Origin of the sequence: Stenotrophomonas sp. SrG (assembly GCF_050031795.1) — a bacterium.
In the GTDB taxonomy this organism is placed as follows: Bacteria; Pseudomonadota; Gammaproteobacteria; order Xanthomonadales; family Xanthomonadaceae; genus Stenotrophomonas; species Stenotrophomonas rhizophila_A.
In genome coordinates, this window is the sequence record NZ_JBNBBE010000011.1 from 86,411 (window position 1) to 106,468 (window position 20,058).

A 20,058-nucleotide genomic window follows, 5' to 3' on the forward strand; every position below is an offset into this window, starting at 1 on the left:
CGGCAAGAAGCCAACTGGAGTTTTCCCCATGAACCAACCCGTGCGTCGCAATCCCGTCGCCAGCTTCTTCATCGGGCTGTGGGATGTGATGAACTTTACCCGCAGGCTGATCCTCAACCTGCTGTTCTTCGGCCTGTTGCTGCTGATCCTGGTCCTGTTCGTCTTCGCGATGGGCAAGGGCGCCAGCAGTGGCCGCACCCTGCAGGACCGCACCACGCTGGTGATCGCGCCGGAAGGCCGCCTGGTCGAACAGTTCAGTGCCGATCCGGTCAGCCGTGCACTCGCAAAGGCCATTGGCGACAACAGCGCCGAGGAAGTGCAGCTGCGCGACCTGGTGCGCGCGCTGGATGCGGCGCGCGAGGACAAGAAGATCGAACGCGTGGTCCTGCAGCTGGACAAGCTGCAGCCGAGCGGTTTTGCCTCGATGCGTGAAGTAGCCGCGTCGCTGCAGGAACTGCGCGCGTCGGGCAAGGACATCGTGGCCTACAGCGACAACATGAGCCAGTGGCAGTACCTGCTGGCCGCGCAGGCCAAGGAGATCTACCTCGACCCGATGGGTGGGGTGGTGCTGGAAGGCCTCGGTCGTTACCGCCAGTACTTCCGCACCGGCCTGCAGGACAAGCTGGGCGTGGACGTGCACCTGTTCAAGGTGGGCGAATACAAGTCCGCCGCCGAACCGTACGTGCTGGACGCGGCCTCGCCGCAGGCCAAGGAAGCCGACCTGTTCTGGATGAACGACGTGTGGCAGCGCTACCTGGCCGACATCGCCAAGGCGCGCAAGCTGGACGCCGCGCAGCTGGCCGCCGGCATCGACACCATGCCCGAAGGCATCGCCGCTGCCGGTGGCGACCTGGCCAAGTTCGCCCTGCAGCAGAAGCTGGTGGATGGCCTGAAGACCCGCGAGGAAGTCGAAGACCTGCTGGCCGATCGTGGCGTGGCCGATGAAGATGCCGACGGTGGCTTCCGCAGCATCAACCTTGACGAATACCTGACCCAGATCGACACCCGTCGTTCGCCGGTGGATTCGCGGCCGCAGGTGGCGGTGGTGGTGGCGTCCGGCGAGATCGCCGGTGGCGACCTGCCGGCCGGCCGCGTGGGCGGTGAGTCCACCTCGGCGCTGTTGCGCGAAGCGCGCGACGACGACAACGTGAAGGCGGTGGTGCTTCGCGTGGATTCGCCCGGCGGTGAAGTGTTCGCCTCCGAACAGATCCGCCGTGAGGTGGTGGCGCTGAAGGCGGCCGGCAAGCCGGTGGTGGTATCGATGGGCGACCTGGCGGCATCGGGCGGCTACTGGATCAGCATGAATGCCGACCGCATTTACGCCGATCCGTCGACGATCACCGGTTCGATCGGCATCTTCGGCATGATCCCCAACCTGTCGCGTTCGCTGGACAAGATCGGCGTGCACACCGACGGCGTGGGCACCACCCGCTTCGCCGGTGCGTTCGACATCACCCGCCCGATGGACCCGGCCGTGGGCCAGGTTATCCAGTCGGTGATCAACAAGGGCTACGCCGATTTCACCGGCAAGGTGGCCGATGCACGCAGCAAGCCGGTGGAAGCGGTGGACGAAGTCGCCCGCGGTCGCGTGTGGAGCGGTGCACAGGCCAAGGAACGCGGCCTGGTCGATGCCTTCGGCGGCCTCAAGGCGGCCATCGCCGACGCCTCCAACCGCGCCAAGCTGGGCGGCCCGGACAAGGTGCGCGTGCGCTACATCGAAAAGCCTGCCACTCCGTTCGCGCAGTTCCTCAGCGGCTTCGCCGGCAGTCATGCCGGTGCCTGGATGCTGGGCGAATCAGGCGTGGCGCGGATGATGCTGGCCCGGTCGATGCCGGAAGTGGACACCCAGCTGCGCTTCGTCGAAGACGCCGCCCGCGACCCGCGCGGCAGCGCCCCGGTCAAGGCGCTGGCGTACTGCTTCTGCGGTTTCTGATGGCGGATCACGACCAACGGTCGTGATCTACCCGATGCGATTGTCCCGGTAGGTCACCACCGTTGGTGGTGACGCGCTTCAACAAAAAAACCCGGCCAAGGCCGGGTTTTTTTCATTCTTTACCGGCCCGCTTCGGCCTCATCGGCGGCGCTGGTGTCCGGTGCTTTTTCCAGCGTTTCGCGTGCGGCCTTGGCCTTGTCGAGCGGTTGCTGCATGGCGTCGCGAAGTGCCGTGGCCTGCGGTTCGGGTGGCTTGTCCGGGGCCGGCGGCACCGGGCGGTTGCAGCCGCACAGCGCAAGCAGGCCGGCCATTGGCAGGGCGATACGGATCAACATGGCAACCTCGCAGGCGAACCCAGGGAAGCGCAGTTTCGCACCGCTTTGCCGGCCCGTGTGTGATGGGGTGCGCCGCACCGGCATGCGGGCTATCCTGCAGTGCCCCAAGGCAGGAGAAGCAGGTGAGTGCGCATCGTTGGCGACTGGATGGACAGACCGCATTGATCACCGGCGCCAGCGCCGGTATCGGCCTGGCGATCGCGCGCGAGCTGCTGGGATTCGGCGCCGACCTGCTGATCGTGGGGCGCGACGCGGACGCATTGGAAATGGCCCGCGATGAGCTGGCCGATGCCTATCCGGATCGTGAGATCCACGGCCTGTCCGCCGACGTTTCCGACGACGAGGATCGTCGCGAGATCCTGGACTGGGTGGAAGACCACAGCGATGGGCTGCACCTGCTGATCAACAACGCGGGCGGCAACATCACCAAGCCGGCCACCGAATACACCGAAGACGAGTGGCGCGGCATCTTCGAGACGAACCTGTTTTCCGCGTTCGAACTGTCGCGTTATGCGCACCCGTTGCTGGCCCGCCACGCCGCCTCGGCCATCGTCAATGTCGGCAGTGTCTCCGGGCTCACCCATGTGCGCAGTGGCGCGGTGTACGGGATGACCAAGGCGGCGATGCACCAGATGACCCGCAACCTGGCGGTGGAGTGGGCCGAAGACGGCATCCGGGTCAACGCGGTGGCGCCGTGGTACATCCGCACCCGCCGCACCTCCGGCCCGCTGGCGGACCCGGATTACTACGAACAGGTGATCGACCGCACTCCGATGCGGCGCATCGGCGAGCCTGAGGAAGTAGCCGCCGCCGTCGGGTTCCTGTGCCTGCCTGCGGCCAGCTATGTCACCGGCGAGTGCATTGCCGTGGACGGTGGATTCCTGCGCTACGGGTTCTGAGGCGTACCGACCAACGGTCGGTACCTACCGGGGTACCGCGCAGTTGCTTTCCGACAGCACGCCCTGCAGGCGCTCGCGCTCGGCGGTAGCGGCGGCTGCGGTGCCGGGCGAGGCGAAGCGTTCCCGCCCACGCGCATCGCGGAAGCGCTGCTGCCACGCATTGCAGCGCTGGTCTTCAGCCAGCGGCTCGCAGGTATCGCGGACCACTTCGCAGCTGGCGGCGTTGACCGGCGTGTTGCCGCCCAGCGCTGTGACCGACAGCAGCACGCAGGTCGGCGGTGCCGGCTCACGCTCGTGCAGGTAGCGTCCGCCGTCCTGGCCCTGGCACTGGTAGATCTCCGGCAGTGGCGGTTTTGCCGGGCCGTCGCCGGGCAGCTCGTCGCCGGGCTTGGGCAGGTTCGCACTATCCAGGATCGCAGTGCCCCGTGGCACTTCGTACGCCTCTGAAATCATGCGCTCCATCGGCTGCGCCTTGCCGGGGACCTGCGGCGGCATCGTTGCGGGTGACAACGGCTGGACCGTTGGCGCGGCAGGCGGCGGGGGCGTCGCCTGGGCCGACACGGACACCTCCGCGCGCGATGGCGCGGCATTCATGCGCTGGATGACCTGGTGGCTGCCGGCCGGGCAGGGCTTGCCCTGCACCGTCACGTTGTCGTCTGCATCGGTGCAGCGGAACACGATCGGCTCATCGGCCATCGCCGACGACGCCACGCACAGCAGCAACAGGAGCCAATACGGTTTCATCGGCGAAGGATACAACGCGCCGGCTGCCGCGCCCTACCGGCAATCCCGGTCAAGGCGCGCATCCACGCCACGCTGCTCGCGGCTGATCGCATCGCGCTCGCTCTGCAGCGCGCTGTTGTAGCGCCGCACCAGCTCCCAGCGGCGGTCGCGCAGGATCGAACACACTTCGCTGGCGGGCAACGGGTGGCACTGGTCGCGCACCAGCACGTTGCCGGCCGGAACCACCACGTCCTGGTAGGTGCCCGGGTACGCCGACCCTTCGCTGTGCCACTGGGTACTGCCGCTGCCGACGGAGAGGCTGCCGCCGACCCGTGAGCCGCCGCCGGAGACGGTCAGCGAGCCGCCACTGGAGCTGACCGAGCCGCTGCCCATCGGCGCGATCGGGGGCAATGGGCGTGGTCCCGGCCCCGGGCCAGGGCCGGGATGGATGCCACCGGGCCGGCGTCCTGGGATCCAGGCGCTGGTCCACACCGGCACCCAGCGCGGATTGCCCTCGCTGGTTTCGCTGGTATAGCGGCTGCCGTCGTCGCGGATGCATTCGTACATCGGCTGCGGTGGCTGTACCTGCACGTAGCGCACCTCGCGTTCGGGTGCGGCAGGCGCGGACGTGGCGGGGGCGCGATCGCTGCGCACCACGCGCGGCGCCGGATCGCGCGGGCGCTGCATCTCGCGCACTTCCTGGCGGCCGTCGCGGCATGGGGCGTCCTGCAGCGATACCGCCCCGTTGCTGCCTACGCAGCGGTAGACACGCACGCTGCTGTCCTGCGCCGCCAGCGGGGCGCTGCACAGCAGCAACAGGTACAGCGGGAGGGCAGGGTGTGGGCGCATGGCCGCAGTGTGCGGCCTTGCCTGTGCAGGCGCAAAGAACGCCATGCGGCTCAGGTGCGCAGGACGTGGCCGGTGAGGGCGTCGCGGATCGGGGTGGGCTGGTCCAGGCCACCGGTGGCGCCGTCAACCAGCCCGTCCAGGTCGCGCAGCAGGTTCGGGTCCAGTCCGGCACGGCTGCGCGCCGGCGGCTGGCCGGCCAGGTTGGCGCTGGTGGACACCAGCGGCCCGCCCCAGGCGCGGCACAGCGCCGCCACCAGCGGGTGGGCGCTGACCCGCACGGCAATGCCGGTGTGTTCCCCTGTGATCCATCGTGGCGCGCGAGGCCCGGCGGGCAGGATCCAGGTGTTGGCGCCGGGCCAGCTGGCCAGTACCTCGGCCCTGCGCTCGGCAGGCAGCGCGTCGATCCGCACCCAACCTTCCAGCTGGGCCAGGTCGCCAGCGACCAGGATCATGCCCTTCTCGACCGGCCGCTGCTTGAGGTGCAGCAGCTTCAGCACGGCCGCTTCGTTGGCCGGGTCGCAGCCCAGTCCCCAAACCGCTTCGGTGGGGTAGGCGATCACGCCGCCGGCGCGCAGCGCGGGAGAGGCAGAGTCGACGGTGAGTTCATTCATGGTGACGACCGTTCCAGTGCGCCGTGTTGTCGCCCGACCAACGGTCGGGCGCTACCGGGGTCAGGCCTTCTTAACTGCTTTCTTTGCTGCGGCCTTCTTCGTGGCGGCCTTCTTGGCGGGGGCCTTCTTGACGGCCGCCTTCTTCGCCGCCGGCTCCTTCTTCACTGCCGCCTTCTTCGCCGGTGCCTTCTTGGCCACGACCTTCTTGGCGGCCTTCTTTCCGAAGCCCTTGCGCACCGGCTTGCCGGTTTCTTCCATCAGCTGCTGCACGTCGGCCAGGGTCAGCGAGGCCGGCTCGCGATCCTTCGGGATCTTGCCGTTCATCTTGCCGTCGCTCAGGTACGGGCCGAAACGGCCGTTCAATACCTGGATCTCGCTGCCGTCGAATTCCTTGATGATGCGGTTGCGGGCGATCTCTTCCTTCTCTTCGATCAGGAACACCGCGCGGGCCAGATCGATGGTGTAGGGGTCATCTTCCTTCTTCAGCGAAGCGTAGGTGCTGCCACGCTTGGCGAACGGGCCGAAGCGGCCGATGCCCACGCTGACGTCCTCGCCCTTGTCCTCACCCAGCGCGCGCGGCATCAGGAACAGCTCCAGCGCGTCTTCCAGATTGATGGTGTGCATCGACTGGCCCGGGCGCAGCGAGGCGAACTTGGGCTTGTCCTCGGCGTCCTCGGCGGTGCTGCCGATGGCCGCGTACGGCCCGAACCGGCCCAGCCGCACGCTGACCGGCTTGCCGGTCTTGGGGTCGGTGCCGAGCTCGCGCGCGCCACTGGCCTCGGCGCGGTCGACCGATTCCTTCTTCTCTTCCACCAGCTGGTTGAAGGGTTCCCAGAAGCGGGCCATCAACGGAATCCAGTCTTCTTCGCCGCGCGACACCGCATCGAGCTCGTCTTCGAGCTTGGCGGTGAAGTCGTAGTCCACGTACTGGGTGAAGTGGCTGGAGAGGAACTTGGAGACCGCACGGCCCACGTCGGACGGGCGGAAGCTGCGGCCTTCCATTTCCACGTACTTGCGGAACAGCAGGGTCTGGATGATCGACGAATAGGTCGACGGACGGCCGATGCCATACTCTTCCAGCGCCTTGACCAGCGCGGCTTCGGTGAAGCGCGGCGGCGGCTGGGTGAAATGCTGTTCGGCCAGGATGCGCTCCAGCGGCACGCGGTCGCCGGGCTTCATCGCCGGCAGCTTGCGGCCTTCGTCGTCGTCCTCGGCGCTCTTGTTGTCCTTGCCTTCCTCGTACACGGCCAGGAAGCCGGGTACCACCACGGTGGTGCCGCTGGCGCGGAACACGTGTTCGCTGCCGGCTGACAGGTCCACGCTGACGGTGTTGAGCGTGGCCGGAATCATCTGGCTGGCCACCGCACGCTTCCAGATCAGCTCGTACAGCTTGCGCTCGTCATCGGTGAGGTAGCGCGCCACCGACGCCGGGGTGCGCAGCGCGGCCGTCGGGCGCACCGCTTCATGCGCTTCCTGGGCGTTCTTGGACTTGGTCTGGTAGGTGTTGGGCTTGTCCGGCAGGGCGGCAATGCCGTAATCGCGGGCGATCACGTCGCGGATCTCGGCCAGCGCATCCTGGGACAGGTTGACCGAGTCGGTACGCATGTACGAAATCAGGCCTACGGTGCCTTCGTCGCCGATCGCCACGCCTTCGTACAGCTTCTGCGCCACCTGCATGGTCTTGCGGGTGGTGAAGCCCAGCTTGCGTGAGGCTTCCTGCTGCAGCGTGGAGGTGGTGAACGGGGCGGCCGGGCGGCGCTTGCGCTCCTTGCTGGCCACGTCGGTGACGTGCAGGTTGCCCTGGGCGGCCTGCTGGATGCGCAGGCGCGCGGCCTCGGCGGTGTCGCCGTCGGTCACGGTGAACTGCTCGAACTTCTGGCCGTCCAGCTTGATAAGGCGGGCATTGAACGGCTGCGAGGGGTGCGCGCAGGCGGCATCGATGCTCCAATATTCGCGGGCGATGAAGGCTTCGATTTCCTCCTCGCGCTCGACGATCATGCGCAGCGCCGGGCTCTGCACGCGGCCGGCGGACAGGCCGCGCTGGACCTTGCGCCACAGCACCGGGGACAGGTTGAAGCCGACCAGGTAATCCAGCGCGCGGCGCGCCTGCTGGGCATCGACCAGGTCGCTGGCGATGGCGCGCGGCTGGCTCATGGCCTCCTTGATCGCGCGCGGGGTGATCTCGGTGAAGACCACCCGCTGCATCGGCTTGTCCTTGACCAGCCCGCGTTCCTTCAGGATTTCGGCGATGTGCCAGCTGATCGCCTCACCCTCGCGATCCGGGTCGGTGGCCAGGAAGATGTCGTCGGCGCCCTTGGCGGCCTTGGCGATCGCATCGACGTGCTTCTCGTTCTTCTCGATCAGGTCATAGCGCATCGCGAAGTTGTTGTCGGGGTCGACCGCACCTTCCTTGGGGACCAGGTCGCGCACATGCCCATACGAGGCCAGGACGGTGAAGTCCTTGCCGAGGTATTTGTTGATCGTCTTGGCCTTGGCGGGCGATTCGACGATGAGCAGGTGCTTGGGCATGTCGTTGATTTCTGTGGGCAGCAGCCCGGGAGAGGGCGCTAGGGTGGAGCAAATGGCCGCATTAGTGAAGGGCAGCCGTCGAATTCCATATGCTGAACGCCCGGGTATGCGCCGGGCGTTCAGGTTTTGCGCCTGCTAGAGGAATCACGCCGGAGCCGCCTGTGTCAAGCGGCCGGGTGTGAGGGCCGGTCAGGACATGGACGCGGCAATGGCCCCGAAACCGAGGATCAACAGGCCGATCATGGCCACCGTCAGGATGCCGCTGATGATCAGGATCACGATGGTGACCGTGCCCAGGCCGCGTTCCTGGAACTCGGCGTTCTCGGTGAAGGCCCACTTGTCCACCACCAGCGTGTCGCACAGCATGTCGTGCAGTGCCTGCTTGCGCTCGGTGAAGGCGGCCATGATGAAGCCGATGAAAAGGGTCAGGCTGCTCAGGATGAAACCGAAGTAGCGGCCCACGCCGCGCAGGAAGGTGATCCGCTCGCCGTCGCTGCGCACCACCTTGATGCCCACGGCCATCTTGCCCAGGGTGGCGCCGCCGCGCGAGGCGTGGAAGCCGGCGTAGTAGCCGATGCCGATGGCGAAACCGCTCAGCATGGCCACCAGGCTCATGGCCAGGGCCAGGCTTTCATTGCCGCTGGACGCGCCGATCAGGTTGAACACCACGCTGACCGGGACGTTGATGATGGCCACCACGATCGAGTCCAGGAAGTACGCCGCGTAACGCTTCCAGAAGCCGGCGTAGACCACCTCGCCACCGCCCACCACGGCCGCGCCGTAGCCGCCGGTGGCGGCAGGTGCGGTATACGGGGAATAGGTGCCGCCGCCGGTGCCGGGCAGCGGTGCGGTGCCGTTGTCGATGGCGGTGTAATCCCCGCGCAGGTCGAAGCCGCTGCCCAGGTTGCTCGCGGCGCTGGTCAGGTTCTGCAGCTGCAGTTCCTCGACCGCCTCGGACAGCGGCTTCCACTGCGGGTAGCCTTCGCGCCATACCAGCGTAGTGAGGCTGATTTCACCGCGCTGGAAGCGCTGGCGCAGGTCTTCGACCAGCAACGGACCCTGGCGGTCCTGGCCGTCTGCGTAATACCACTCAGTCATTGCGTGCTTCCCCTCTCATCCATAATTGAAGTGCTGCTCAACCGCGGCACTGCGCGGGCAGATACTTGGTGTCGAGATCGCTGCTGCAGGTCCACGCCTGGCTCTGCATGTCGTATTCGAACCACAACATTTTGCCATCGAGTGTGCGCTTGCCCGGCACGGCAAATTCCATTTCGATGCCGCACTTGTCTTCGCCGATGCGGCCGATGCGCACCGCGCCCACGTAGTCGCCGGCGTACGAGGTCGGGCTCTGGAAGCCATCATCGCCGTTGACCGGGCAGCGGTCGGTGCTCATGGCGAACTCGGTCACCTGGTTCTTCAGCTGCGACACGATGCCCACCGCATTGGCCACGCGGGCACGGTGCTGGTAATCGCTGTAGGCAGGAAGCGCGATCGCGGCAAGGATCGCGATCACCACCAGGAACACCAGGCCCACCACCAGCCCGATGATCAGGCACCCGGAGGTCTTCTTCGGCGGCGGCGCGGCGCGCGGGTAACCCGGCGCCGAGGCATAGGCGGGCGCGGCCGCTCCGGGTCCGGGTCCGGTGGCGCGCGGCGCAGGCGTGTCGAACCCGGGAATCCTCGGCGGGCTGGGCACGACCGGCTCCAACTGCGGGCCGTCCAGCGGGAGCGGCGGCTCCACCGCCGGCGGCGGTGCGATCACCAGGCCGATCTCGTCGGCGACAGTTCGCAGGGGCTGCCATTGGGCAAGCCCGTCGCGCCATACCAGGGTATCCAGCGCAATGCGGCTGGACTGGTACAGCGCGATCAACTCTTCAGATGTCAGCGGACCCCGCTGCTGACGATTCCCTTCTGCATAGAACCACTGGCTCACTTTCCATTCCCCTGAATGCGCGAAGCACCCAGTGTACGGTCAGTGAAGGGGTTCCGGTTCGTCGACGAACATCTGGGTTTCCATCCAGGCATACGCTGCCTCGGCGCCGGGCTGGTTGAACAGCACCATCAGCACCACCCACTTGAGGTCGTCCAGGTCCAGTTCGTCCTGGTCCAGGGCCATGGCGCGGTCCAGCACCAGCTCGCGCTGGTTGGCATCCAGGATGCCGTGCTGTTCCAGGAACATCAGGAAGCCACGGCCTTCCACGTCGAGCTTGTCCAGCTCCGGGCCATGGAAAATGCGCACGGGACCGTCGACGCGGGCCAGGGTCACGGCCGGGCGCTGCTCGGCCAGGGCGTCCAGCCAATCGAAGGCTTTGTTGATTTCGGTGGGGCTGAAGCCGGCCTGTATCAGGCCGTTCTGGAGGGAGTCGCGGTCGCGGATGAGGTCCGCGTCCTCGCTGAAATAGTGTTCGAACAGGTACAGCAGGACATCCAGAATGCTCTCTTTCATTGCCCCTCGGCCTGCGTCAACGACGCTGTGGAGGTGAAGAAACTAGGGTTTTCGACAGTAGCGGCCATGGTTGGCGACCACCTTTCCATCCAGTTCCATGATCAGCAGCATGGCCGACAGCTGGTCCGCCGTCAATCCGCTGCGCTGGATCAATGAATCCATACCCGTTGGGTTTTCATCCAGCGCGTTCCACAAGCGCTGGTAGTCGGGGAGGGGGAAGGGGGAAGCGCTGGCATGCGCCGACCGTGCCTGTTCAGTGGGGGCGTCCAGGCGCCAACGCAAGGCCTGCCCCAAGCTGGCGGCGGCCCCGGTCAGCCCGGTGACGACCTCGGCCGGGGTTTCCACCAGCTGGGCGCCATCACGGATCAGCCGGTGGCAGCCGCGCGCGCGCGGGTTGCGCACCGAGCCGGGCAGCGCGAATACCTCACGCCCGATCTCCGCGGCCAGGCGCGCGGTGATCAGGGCCCCGGAGCGGGCTGCCGCCTCGATCACCAGGGTGCCCAGGGTCAGCCCGGCCACGATCCGGTTGCGGGCCGGGAACTGCCCCGGGCGCGCCACGGTGCCGGGCGGATACTCGCTGACCACGGCGCCGCGCTCGGCGATGCGTGCCTGCAGCGCTTCGTGCCGGGGCGGATAGGTCAGGTCCAGGCCGGTGGCCACCACGGCCACGGTGCGCCCGCCGGGTACGTCCAGGGCGGCCTGGTGGGCCCGCGCATCGACCCCGGCGGCCAGCCCGCTGACCACGCCCAGGCCGCTGCGGGCCAGGGCGCCGGCGAACTCGGCGGCCAGCTCGGCACCCGTGGGCGATGGGGTGCGGCTGCCGACCACGGCCACCGCGGGGTGCCAGAGGGTGGCCGGGTCGCCGTGCACGAACAGCGCCAGCGGCGCCGGATCCAGCGGGCGCAGCAGAGTGGGATAGTCGTCGGTTTCGATCGACAGCAGGTGCCGGCCGGGTTGCGACAGCCAATGCAGGCCGCGAGCGAGCGCGTCGCGGTCGGGCAGCGCCAGCAGTGCCCGCTGGTGCGGGCTGCAACCGGCGGCGCGCCATGCGGCAGGGCCCGCACCCAGAGCCTGGGCGGGATCAGCGAAGCGGGCCAGCAGGGCGCGGCGGGGCGCCGGGGCGCCACCGGCAAGGACCAGGCGCAGCAGCGCCTCGGTAGAGCAGGGCAGGTCATCGGGCATCGGCTCAGGCTAGCCCGCATACGACGACGGCGCCCTGGGGCGCCGTCGTGTTGTTGCGTCAGGATGTGTACCGACCAACGGTCGGTACCTACCGCGTGGTGGGGTCGGCAGCGCCGACCCGGCGCGGTTATTGCGCGTCGGGGTGCTTGGCCGAATAGCCGACCAGGACCGGCTTCACGCCCTGCATCACCAGCGCATAGCTGACCTTGTCGAAGGTGCGGAACACCATCGCGTGGGCGGCGTACTCATCGGGCAGGGAAACGCGCCCGGCACCGTCGGTGAGCGAGTCGTCCATGCGCGAGGAGCCCGGGTACTTCATGCGGTGGGCCACATGCCGCCCCTGGCGCCACAGCGAAACCACGGTTCCGTTATCGATGCCGTTGGCGCTGCCTGCCGAGATCGCGATGACGTCGCGCGGGCCGCCGGCCAAGTACATGTCCGTCACCGCCAGCACGCGAACGTCCAGGCCTTCGGTCTGGGCGGCGGGGGCGTGCGGGAAGAACTGCAGGTCATACGGGGTGGCTTCCACCGGCACCAGGCGGTCGCCGGCGCGCACTTCACGCCCGTCGGTCCGGCCCTGCAGCGCGATGGAGGTCACGTCCGACTTGTCGTCCGGCACCTTCACGACCGTGCCCACGTTCAGCTGGGACAGCTCGTAGCCCAGCATCTCGTTGCGCTTGCTCGGCGCGGCCACGAAGTTCTTCCACAGGTTGCCGCTGCCCGGAGTGACATCCCCGTTGGCGGTCAGGTCCTCGGTCGGCTTGGGCAGCGAGTAGCGCACGGTCGGTCGGACCACGGCCCAGCGCTGGCCCACCTGTGCCCCTTCCAGCCCCCGCACGTAGGCGGTCTGGCCGGTGGTGGCGCGCAGGCGGTTGTCTTCCAGGGCCACCACGTAGGGCAGCGAGTCGATCTCGTCCACCACGCTGAGCTGCTTCAGGAAGGGTTCGACCTGGCTGAGCGGGATCGCATTGATCGGCGCTTCCTGGCGCGGGCCGGGCTGGGCCACGACGCGGTCCAGGTAGGCCAGGCTCAGCACGTCACCTGGATAGATGAGGTGCGGGTTCTTGACCTGCGGGTTGGCCTGCCAGATTTCCGGCCACAACCACGGCTTTTTAAGGAAGCGCGCGGAAATGTCCCACAAGGTATCGCCCTTCTGGACGACGTAGGTTTCCGGGTGCCCGCCATTCACTTCAACGGCGGTAGCATAGGTAGCGACGGTCAGCATCGCGACGGCGACGACCGTACGAGTTCTTTCAAACATAGGTGTGGTGCCTGATTCCCCAACAGGTTCGAGCACTATAGTCCAGAAACCGGGGCGCAAGGCAAGCGTTGGCGATAGAATTGCGACGTACGCCGCTTTAAGGGCGCCCCCAAACGGTATTTGCCATGGCCATCCTGCCCATTCTCGAGTTCCCGGACCCGCGCCTGCGCACCAAGGCGGCGCTGATCGACGCCGCCGAAGTGACCACCCCGGTCTTCCAGGAACTGATCGACAACATGTTCCAGACCATGTACGACGCCCCGGGCATCGGCCTGGCGGCCTCCCAGGTCGACGTCCACAAGCGCTTCATGGTCATCGACGTCAGCGAAGAGAAGGACACCCCGCGGGTGTTCATCAACCCGGAGATCGTGGCCAGCGAAGGCGGCCAGGTCTACCAGGAAGGCTGTCTGTCGGTGCCCGGCATCTTTGCCGACGTGACCCGCGCCGACACCATCACCGTGCGCTTCCTGGACCGCCAGGGCGTGGCCCAGGAGCTGACCACCGACGGCCTGCTGGCGGTGTGCGTGCAGCATGAGATGGACCACCTGGACGGCAAGCTGTTCATTGATTACCTGTCTCCGCTCAAGCGCGAGATGGTCCGCAAGAAGCTGGCCAAGTCGCGCAAGCACGTTGCCTGACCTGGCCACGCCGCCTGACCGGTTGTTCGGCGCCGTGCCCCGGCGCCGTTTTTCTTTCTGCAAGTGGGAACGCCATGAAGATCGTCTTTGCCGGAACGCCTGAGTTCGCCGTCGCCTCGCTGCGCGCCGCCGCGCGCCACCAGGAGGTGGTGGGCGTGTACACCCAGCCGGACCGCCCGGCCGGCCGTGGCCGGGGGCTGATGCCCTCGCCGGTGAAGCTGGAAGCGATCGCCCGCGGCATCCCGGTGTTCCAGCCCGAATCGCTCAAGGGCGAACAGGCCCAGCAGCAGCTGCGCGACCTGCAGCCGGACCTGATGGTGGTGGTGGCCTACGGGCTGATCCTGCCCAAGGCGGTGCTGGCCATCCCGACCTACGGCTGCTGGAACGTGCATGCCTCGCTGCTGCCACGCTGGCGCGGCGCCGCGCCCATCCAGCGCGCCATCCAGGCCGGCGATGCCGACACCGGTGTGTGCCTGATGCAGATGGAAGCCGGGCTGGACACCGGCCCGGTGCTGCTGCGCCAGCACACCCCGATCCAGGCCGGTGAACTGGGCGGCTCGCTGCACGACCGCCTGGCCGAACTTGGCGCGCAGGTGCTGTCCGACGGCCTGGGCCTGCTGCGCGCCGGCCTCAAGCCGATCGCCCAGCCGCAGCCGGAACAAGGGGTGACCTACGCGCACAAGCTGGACAAGGCCGAAGCGCGGCTGGACTGGTCGCAGGATGCGCAGGTGCTGGAGCGCACCGTGCGCGCCTTCAACCCGTGGCCGATTGCCGAAGCCCAGCTGGCTGGCGAGCGCGTGCGCATCCACGGCGCGGTGGCGCTGGCGGACAACCAGGGCAAGGCCCCGGGCACGCTGCTGGCGGCCGGCCGCGACGGCATCGATATCGCCTGTGGCCAGGGTGCGCTGCGCCTGCGCGTGCTGCAGCGCGAGGGCGGCAAGGCGATCACCGCGGCCGACTACCTCAATGCCCGCCGCGACCTGGCCGTGGGCACCTGAGATGGCCCAGCCCCGCCAGAACAAACCGTCCCCCGCGCTGTCCGGCCTGGCCCCGGGCGTACCCACCCGCGTGCTCGCCGCCCGCGTGCTGGCCCAGGTGATCGGCCGTGGGCGCTCGCTCAAGGCCGAACTGGCCACCGCGCTGCCTACGCTGGACGACAGCCGCGACCGCGCCCTTCTCGAAGCGCTGTGCTTTGCCGTGCTGCGCCGGCGCACCGCCTATGACGCCGCCCTGGCGAAATGGATGCAGCGCCCGCTCAGCGTGCGCGAGGACGAACTGCGCGCGCTGCTGCTGGTCGGCTTTGCCCAGCTCGATGCGCTCGACCTGCCGGCGCATGCCGCACTTTCGGCCACGGTCGACGCCGCCCGCGCGCTGGGCAAGGAGCGCCAGGCCGGAATGGTCAATGCATTGCTGCGCCGCGCCCAGCGCGATGGCATTCCAGCGCTGCCGGCGCGCGAGGCCTTCCCGCAGTGGATGGCCGAACAGATCGAACAGGACTGGCCCGACCAGGCCGAGGACGTTTTTGCCGCCAGCCTGCAGCCGGCGCCGTTGTGGCTGCGGGTCAACCGCCAGCACGGCAGTCGCGATGTGATGCTGGAGCGGCTGCAAGCGGCCGGCATCGCCGCCGAGGCCAGCGCGCTGGGCAGCGATGCGATCCGCCTTCCGGTACCGGTGGCCGTCTCCGCGTTGCCAGGCTTCAGCGATGGCGCGTTGTCGGTGCAGGACCTGTCGGCCCAGCAGGTGGCGGATGCGCTGGCCGTGCCCAAGGGCGCGCGCGTGCTTGACGCCTGCGCCGCGCCGGGCGGCAAGTCCGCGCACCTGCTCGAGCGCGACCCCAGCCTGCGCCTGCTGGCGCTGGATATCGATGCGCGCCGGCTCAAGCGCATCAGTGAGACCTTTGCGCGCACCGGCGTGGGCGAACACGCCCAGGTGCGTGCGGCCGATGCCACCGACCCGGCCAGCTGGTGGGACGGGCAGCCCTTCGACGTGATCCTGCTCGATGCGCCGTGCTCGGCCACCGGCATCATCCGCCGCCAGCCGGACGTGCTGCTGCACCGCCGCGCTACCGATATTCCGGCGCTGGTGGCGTTGCAGGCGCGCCTGCTCGATGCCTGCTTCGGCATGCTCGCCCCGGGCGGCACCTTGTTGTATGCGACATGCTCGATCCTGCGCGAGGAAAACCAGTTCCAGATCGAGGCCTTCCTGCAGCGCACCCGCGGCGCGGGTTTCCTGCCACTGGGTGACGCTTACGGTCATGACTCCTGGGCCGGGCGCCAGCGCCTGCCGGGGGAACAGGGTGCTGACGGCTTCTTCTATGCACGTCTGCTAAAGAAAGGGTAACCCTGCACCGTTAGAATCGCGCCCATGCTGAAAACACGCGAATCCCGGGAATTCTGGTTGCTTGCGCTGATGGCCCTGCTGGTACTGGGGGCAGGGCTGGGCATGCGCGATCCCTGGCCATCGGACGAACCGCGCTTTGCGCTGGTGGCCAAGCAGATGGTGCTCAGCGGGGACTGGCTGTTCCCGCACCGTGGCACCGAGCTTTACTCGGACAAGCCGCCGATGCTGATGTGGCTGCAGGCCGTGCTCTATACCGTGCTGCGCGACTGGCGGGTGGCGTTCCTGCTGCCCACCCTGCTGGCGTCGCTGGGCACGCTGGCCTGCGTGTATGACCTGGGACGCCGGCTGTGGACCCGCAAGGTGGGCCTGTACGCCGCCTGGGCACTGCTGTTCGCGGTGCACTTCACCTTCCAGGCAAAGAAGGCCCAGATTGACCCGCTCGTGGTGTTCTTCATCACCCTGGCCAACTACGGCCTGCTGCGCCACCTGCTGTGCGGGCCGGCCTGGCGCTGGTGGTGGCTGGGCTGGTTCGCCGCCGGGCTGGGGGTGATCACCAAGGGCGTGGGCGTGCTGGCGCTGTTCATGCTGGTACCGGCGCTGGCCGCGGTCGCCATGGGCTGGCCGCGCGTCCGGCTCGACCTGCGCAACTGGCGGTTCTGGGTAGGGCCGTTGGCCTTCCTGGCCGCCATTGCGCTGTGGCTGGTGCCGATGGTGCTGGCCGCCACCGCCAGCGGCTCGGCCGAATACCGTGCGTACATGAACGATATCCTGTTCCGGCAGACCGCCAAGCGTTACGCGCAGTCCTGGGACCACCACCAGCCGTGGTGGTATTTCCTGGCCACCATGCCGTCCATGTGGATCCCGGCGTTCCTGCTGGTGCCGTGGGCGATTCCCGCCTGGTGGCGACGCCTGCGCCGGCGCGACCCGCGCTACCTGCTGCTGCTGGGCTGGTGGCTGCTGATCGTGCTGTTCTTCTCCATTCCGCACGGCAAGCGCGACGTCTACATCCTGCCGGCGCTGCCGATGTTCTGCCTGGCGCTGGCACCGCTGCTGCCGGGCCTGCTGCGTCGGCGCGACGTGCAATGGGTGCTGGGCGGCTTCGCGCTCCTGCTTACCGTCGCGCTGCTGGGGATCGGCGTGGCCATGCTCGGCGGTGAGCCCAGCTTCGAGCGCAAGCTCATCCTTGAGCGCGGCATCGACACCTCGGTGACCGCCGCGCTGGGCTGGGTCGGCATCGCACTGGGCAGCTGGGGCGTGGTCAGCCTGGTGTTCAGCGGTGCGCGTCGTTTCCACCTGGCGGTGGTGTCGATCCTGGCCATGGCATGGGTGGCTTACGGGCTGGTGGGCTACCCGCTGTTCAACGATTCCAGTTCGGCGCGCGGGCTGATGTACCAGGTGGGCCAGCGCATCGGCCCGGATGCCGAGCTGGGCCTGGTGGGCTGGAAGGAACAGAACCTGCTCATGTCCGACCGGCCGGTGCGCACCTTCGGCTTCAAGCGGCGCTGGTACGTGCAGCTGCAGGACGGCCGGGCATGGCAGGCACAGGCGCCCGAGCAGCGCTGGCTGCTCGTGCAGCAGGCCGCACTGCTGGCCTGCGTGGACCGGGCCCAGGCCGAGCGCGTGGGGGTGGCCAACCGGCGGGGCTGGTGGCTGGTACCGGCCCGTGCGTTCGCAGGGCCCTGCCAGCCCAGTGCCGTGGACCTGGCGCGGATACGCCGCGAGCAGGGCAAGGAAGAGGGCGAGGACTGACCCTGCGCTCATGGATCATTCCCGACCGATCAGCGACAATGCCGCCCGCTCCGCCCGAGTCGCATTGAACGTGAACAACGCGCTTCCCCGTACCGCCGGCGTCCACCCTGTCCTGGCCTGGGTGTTCACGATCGCGCTTGGCCTGTCGCCGGTACTGCTGATGTCCACGATGGACGGCGGCAGCGCGGGCTATTACGGGCTGGTGCTGCTCAGCTTCATCGTGCTGGCCTGGGTGCGTCGCCCGGCCCTCGGCACCGTCTGGTGCGACAACCGCCGCGAGTACCTGTGGATGGTGGCAGGCATGGGCGTGATGCTGCTGGGCGTGCTGACCAGCCTTGCCGTGCATGGCATCTGGAAGGGGTCGGAAACCGAAAAGGCGGTGCGTTTCCTCACCGTGGGCCTGATTCTCGCCGCCGCGTTGCGCGTGCCGCGCCCTGTGCTGGTCCATGCCGCGTTCGGCCTGCTGGCCGGCATCTGGTATGCCGTGATCAACGTGGCCTGGCTGGTGCTGAGTACCGGTGCGCGCCCCGCGACCCGCCAGTTCAACGCCGTCACCTACGGCGACCTGACCCTGTTGTTCTCGGTGATCGCCTTCCTGTTGCTGGGCCTGCGCATCACCCGCTTCCGCCGCACCGAATTCGCACTCAAGCTGGTCAGCGGCATCGCCGGTATCGGGGCCTTCCTGGCCACGCAGACCCGTGGCGGCCTGCTGGCCATTCCGTTCTTCCTGTTCATCGCGCTGCTGGTGCAGGGGCGCCGCATGAACCGCTTCAAGGTCCTGGCCGCTGCGCTGCTGCTGGGCCTGGCCGGCATCATCGTGGCCAGCGACGCCTCGATGCGCGAGCGCATCCACCTTGGCGTGAGCGAGTTCGACCAGTGCCAGGTGGCGCACCTCTCCGATACCTCGGTATGCATCCGCCTGCAGCTGTGGAGCGCGGCCGGCCACATGATCCGCAGCGAGCCGCTGTTCGGCGTGGGCGGCGGTGACCGCTTCCGCGAGGAGCTGGCGCAGCTGGCCGAGGCCAAGCAGGTCACACCGACGGTGGCGCGCGACTTCGGCGAAACCCACAACGACCTGCTGTACTTCCTGGCCACCTACGGCGTGCTGGGCGGGTTGGGCCTGGTACTGCTCTACATCGCGCCGGGCTGGGTGTTCGCCAGGCGCCTGCGGTTGGGCGTGACCGACCGGCCCACGCGCCTGTTCGCCGGTGCGGGCCTGATGATCTGCGTGGGCTTTGCGGTGTTCGGCCTGACCGAAATGATGTTCCGCGACATGCGCACCGCCTCGTTCTACGCCACCTGGATCGCCTTCTTCCTGGCCCTGTCCGACCCCCTGCGCCTGCGCACCCCAACCGACGTGTAGAGCCGACGTGTAGAGCCGACGTGTAGAGCCGACGTGTAGAGCCGACTGTTAGTCGGCTGCCCCACCCAACACCGCCACATAACAAGCTTCAGTCAACGCACGGAACGTCTCCAACCCGAACGCTTCCACCGCATGCGCGCGCGCGGCCTGGCCGACGGCCGGCAATGTCTGCCGCTGCTCATACAGCGCCACCACCTGCGCGGCAATGGCTGCCACGTTCCGCACCGGCACGATCCAGCCGTTGTGCCCATGTGTGATGTTCTCAGGTAAACCCGCGTAATCGCTGACCATCACCGGCTTGCCCATCGCCATCATTTCGCGGCAGGCAAACGAGATGGTTTCCACATCGTAGGACAGCACGAAGCCCGCATCGCCGCCGGCCACGAACGGGCGGATGTCTTCCAGCAGCCCGGCAAAATGCACCTGCCCGGCCACGCCAAGCTGTTCCACTTCCGCCACCAGAAGCGGGTCGGGCTCGCGTCCGGCCACGGCCATGTGCACCTTGCCGCGCAGCGGCTCGGGCAGGGTGGCGATGGCGCGGGCCAGGTCGATCCAGCCCTTGTGGCCATCGGTGCCGGCGTTGCTCACCAGCACCAGCGCATCCGGGTCGAGCGTCCAGCGCGCGCGCAGCGCCGCGCCATCGGCGGGCGCAACCGGCGAAAAGCGCTGCAGGTCCACCCCGTTGCGCACCACGTCGATCGGGCAGTGCCGGTACGGGCTGTCCAGCAGCATCTGCCGGGTGTGTTCGGACACGGCGATCACCCGGTCGGTGCCCCAGCGCGCACGCACGGCATTGCCGAAGGTGTTGCTGGATTTGCTGTTGTGCTTGGTGAACACCAGCTTGGGCCGCCGGGACAGACCCGCCACGGCCTCCATGGCCACCCGGTGATCGCGTGCGCCGTTGGCATGCACGATATCGATGGCGTGCTCGCGGATCAGCCCGCGCAGCGTGCGCAGGTCTGCCCACTGCCGGCCCAGCGTGGCCAGGCCGCTGCTGAAGGCGATCTCCACCGGCTCGGCGATGCGCTCCTGGCGCACTACCCGCAGTATCCGGCTGCCGCCGGGGGCGGCCATGAACAGCTGATGGCGCGGCGACAGTGCGCGCGCCAGCGACGCCAGGTAGGTGGTGTGCCCACCGCCATCACCGGCGTGGAAGTTGGTGTAGAGGATCTTCATGGGGGCCTTCGGTAATACGCCCCC

The 20,058-nt window shown here is 68.1% G+C and carries 18 protein-coding genes; 7 read left to right on the forward strand and 11 right to left on the reverse strand.

Features of this window, described 5'->3' with window-relative positions:
- Positions 1–28: 28 nt before the first annotated feature.
- Complete coding sequence (sppA, locus tag ACQG3P_RS12015) at positions 29–1,933, forward strand: signal peptide peptidase SppA (protein WP_426805172.1); 1,905 nt, start codon at positions 29–31, stop codon at positions 1,931–1,933.
- Between the two features lie 119 nt (positions 1,934–2,052).
- Here the strand turns inward: sppA and ACQG3P_RS12020 are convergent, their stop codons facing one another.
- On the reverse strand, positions 2,053–2,268 hold the full coding sequence (locus ACQG3P_RS12020) for a hypothetical protein (RefSeq protein WP_320457882.1): 216 nt from the start codon (positions 2,266–2,268) through the stop codon (positions 2,053–2,055).
- 122 nt (positions 2,269–2,390) lie between these two features.
- Here ACQG3P_RS12020 and ACQG3P_RS12025 point away from each other — a divergent pair, with 122 nt between their 5' ends.
- Positions 2,391–3,167 (forward strand): SDR family oxidoreductase, encoded by a 777-nt coding sequence (locus tag ACQG3P_RS12025; RefSeq protein WP_068854179.1) that lies wholly within the window; start codon positions 2,391–2,393, stop codon positions 3,165–3,167.
- A 24-nt stretch (positions 3,168–3,191) separates the two neighbouring features.
- Here the strand turns inward: ACQG3P_RS12025 and ACQG3P_RS12030 are convergent, their stop codons facing one another.
- The 9 genes from ACQG3P_RS12030 to ACQG3P_RS12070 all read right to left on the reverse strand — a co-directional run bounded on the left by ACQG3P_RS12030 (position 3,192) and on the right by ACQG3P_RS12070 (position 12,768).
- On the reverse strand, positions 3,192–3,911 hold the full coding sequence (locus tag ACQG3P_RS12030) for a DUF4124 domain-containing protein (RefSeq protein WP_426805173.1): 720 nt from the start codon (positions 3,909–3,911) through the stop codon (positions 3,192–3,194).
- A gap of 33 nt (positions 3,912–3,944) precedes the next feature.
- Entirely contained in the window at positions 3,945–4,739 is a 795-nt protein-coding gene (locus ACQG3P_RS12035) for a DUF4124 domain-containing protein (RefSeq protein ID WP_426805174.1), read from the reverse strand.
- A 50-nt stretch (positions 4,740–4,789) separates the two neighbouring features.
- Positions 4,790–5,350 (reverse strand): Sua5/YciO/YrdC/YwlC family protein, encoded by a 561-nt coding sequence (locus ACQG3P_RS12040; protein ID WP_426805175.1) that lies wholly within the window; start codon positions 5,348–5,350, stop codon positions 4,790–4,792.
- A 60-nt stretch (positions 5,351–5,410) separates the two neighbouring features.
- Positions 5,411–7,879: a DNA topoisomerase I gene (locus ACQG3P_RS12045; protein ID WP_426805176.1), complete on the reverse strand. Its 2,469-nt coding sequence runs from the start codon at positions 7,877–7,879 to the stop codon at positions 5,411–5,413.
- Between the two features lie 189 nt (positions 7,880–8,068).
- Entirely contained in the window at positions 8,069–8,977 is a 909-nt protein-coding gene (locus ACQG3P_RS12050) for an RDD family protein (RefSeq protein ID WP_426805177.1), read from the reverse strand.
- A 37-nt stretch (positions 8,978–9,014) separates the two neighbouring features.
- Entirely contained in the window at positions 9,015–9,812 is a 798-nt protein-coding gene (locus ACQG3P_RS12055) for a pilin (protein WP_426805178.1), read from the reverse strand.
- A gap of 39 nt (positions 9,813–9,851) precedes the next feature.
- Positions 9,852–10,325, reverse strand: coding sequence for a DUF494 family protein (locus tag ACQG3P_RS12060; RefSeq protein ID WP_068854172.1), 474 nt, complete (start codon positions 10,323–10,325; stop codon positions 9,852–9,854).
- Positions 10,326–10,367: 42 nt separating this feature from the next.
- Entirely contained in the window at positions 10,368–11,507 is a 1,140-nt protein-coding gene (gene dprA / locus ACQG3P_RS12065; RefSeq protein WP_426805179.1) for a DNA-processing protein DprA, read from the reverse strand.
- 127 nt (positions 11,508–11,634) lie between these two features.
- Positions 11,635–12,768: a LysM peptidoglycan-binding domain-containing protein gene (locus ACQG3P_RS12070; protein ID WP_068854170.1), complete on the reverse strand. Its 1,134-nt coding sequence runs from the start codon at positions 12,766–12,768 to the stop codon at positions 11,635–11,637.
- A 125-nt stretch (positions 12,769–12,893) separates the two neighbouring features.
- On the opposite strand from ACQG3P_RS12070, the gene def reads away from it, so the two are divergent.
- The 5 genes from def to ACQG3P_RS12095 all read left to right on the forward strand — a co-directional run bounded on the left by def (position 12,894) and on the right by ACQG3P_RS12095 (position 18,858).
- A complete protein-coding gene (gene def, locus ACQG3P_RS12075) occupies positions 12,894–13,406 on the forward strand; it encodes a peptide deformylase (protein ID WP_217537985.1) in 513 nt (170 codons plus the stop codon).
- Between the two features lie 74 nt (positions 13,407–13,480).
- Positions 13,481–14,404: a methionyl-tRNA formyltransferase gene (fmt, locus tag ACQG3P_RS12080; protein WP_217537986.1), complete on the forward strand. Its 924-nt coding sequence runs from the start codon at positions 13,481–13,483 to the stop codon at positions 14,402–14,404.
- Between the two features lies 1 nt (position 14,405).
- On the forward strand, positions 14,406–15,746 hold the full coding sequence (gene rsmB / locus ACQG3P_RS12085) for a 16S rRNA (cytosine(967)-C(5))-methyltransferase RsmB (RefSeq protein WP_426805180.1): 1,341 nt from the start codon (positions 14,406–14,408) through the stop codon (positions 15,744–15,746).
- A 24-nt stretch (positions 15,747–15,770) separates the two neighbouring features.
- On the forward strand, positions 15,771–17,495 hold the full coding sequence (locus tag ACQG3P_RS12090) for an ArnT family glycosyltransferase (protein ID WP_426805181.1): 1,725 nt from the start codon (positions 15,771–15,773) through the stop codon (positions 17,493–17,495).
- A 70-nt stretch (positions 17,496–17,565) separates the two neighbouring features.
- Entirely contained in the window at positions 17,566–18,858 is a 1,293-nt protein-coding gene (locus tag ACQG3P_RS12095; protein WP_426805225.1) for an O-antigen ligase family protein, read from the forward strand.
- A 48-nt stretch (positions 18,859–18,906) separates the two neighbouring features.
- Here ACQG3P_RS12095 and ACQG3P_RS12100 read toward each other — a convergent pair whose 3' ends face one another.
- Positions 18,907–20,034 (reverse strand): glycosyltransferase, encoded by a 1,128-nt coding sequence (locus ACQG3P_RS12100; protein WP_426805182.1) that lies wholly within the window; start codon positions 20,032–20,034, stop codon positions 18,907–18,909.
- Positions 20,035–20,058 lie beyond the last annotated feature (24 nt).

What these genes read in the sequence shown, in the direction of transcription:
- sppA (WP_426805172.1), top strand. Translation starts at nt 29, where the DNA reads ATGAACCAACCCGTGCGTCGCAATCCCGTCGCCAGCTTCTTCATCGGG.
- rsmB (WP_426805180.1), top strand. Translation starts at nt 14,406, where the DNA reads ATGGCCCAGCCCCGCCAGAACAAACCGTCCCCCGCGCTGTCCGGCCTG.
- dprA (WP_426805179.1), bottom strand. Translation starts at nt 11,507, where the DNA reads ATGCCCGATGACCTGCCCTGCTCTACCGAGGCGCTGCTGCGCCTGGTC.
- fmt (WP_217537986.1), top strand. Translation starts at nt 13,481, where the DNA reads ATGAAGATCGTCTTTGCCGGAACGCCTGAGTTCGCCGTCGCCTCGCTG.
- ACQG3P_RS12040 (WP_426805175.1), bottom strand. Translation starts at nt 5,350, where the DNA reads ATGAATGAACTCACCGTCGACTCTGCCTCTCCCGCGCTGCGCGCCGGC.
- ACQG3P_RS12070 (WP_068854170.1), bottom strand. Translation starts at nt 12,768, where the DNA reads ATGTTTGAAAGAACTCGTACGGTCGTCGCCGTCGCGATGCTGACCGTC.
- ACQG3P_RS12100 (WP_426805182.1), bottom strand. Translation starts at nt 20,034, where the DNA reads ATGAAGATCCTCTACACCAACTTCCACGCCGGTGATGGCGGTGGGCAC.
- def (WP_217537985.1), top strand. Translation starts at nt 12,894, where the DNA reads ATGGCCATCCTGCCCATTCTCGAGTTCCCGGACCCGCGCCTGCGCACC.
- ACQG3P_RS12030 (WP_426805173.1), bottom strand. Translation starts at nt 3,911, where the DNA reads ATGAAACCGTATTGGCTCCTGTTGCTGCTGTGCGTGGCGTCGTCGGCG.
- ACQG3P_RS12090 (WP_426805181.1), top strand. Translation starts at nt 15,771, where the DNA reads ATGCTGAAAACACGCGAATCCCGGGAATTCTGGTTGCTTGCGCTGATG.
- ACQG3P_RS12050 (WP_426805177.1), bottom strand. Translation starts at nt 8,977, where the DNA reads ATGACTGAGTGGTATTACGCAGACGGCCAGGACCGCCAGGGTCCGTTG.
- ACQG3P_RS12035 (WP_426805174.1), bottom strand. Translation starts at nt 4,739, where the DNA reads ATGCGCCCACACCCTGCCCTCCCGCTGTACCTGTTGCTGCTGTGCAGC.
- ACQG3P_RS12060 (WP_068854172.1), bottom strand. Translation starts at nt 10,325, where the DNA reads ATGAAAGAGAGCATTCTGGATGTCCTGCTGTACCTGTTCGAACACTAT.
- ACQG3P_RS12020 (WP_320457882.1), bottom strand. Translation starts at nt 2,268, where the DNA reads ATGTTGATCCGTATCGCCCTGCCAATGGCCGGCCTGCTTGCGCTGTGC.
- ACQG3P_RS12045 (WP_426805176.1), bottom strand. Translation starts at nt 7,879, where the DNA reads ATGCCCAAGCACCTGCTCATCGTCGAATCGCCCGCCAAGGCCAAGACG.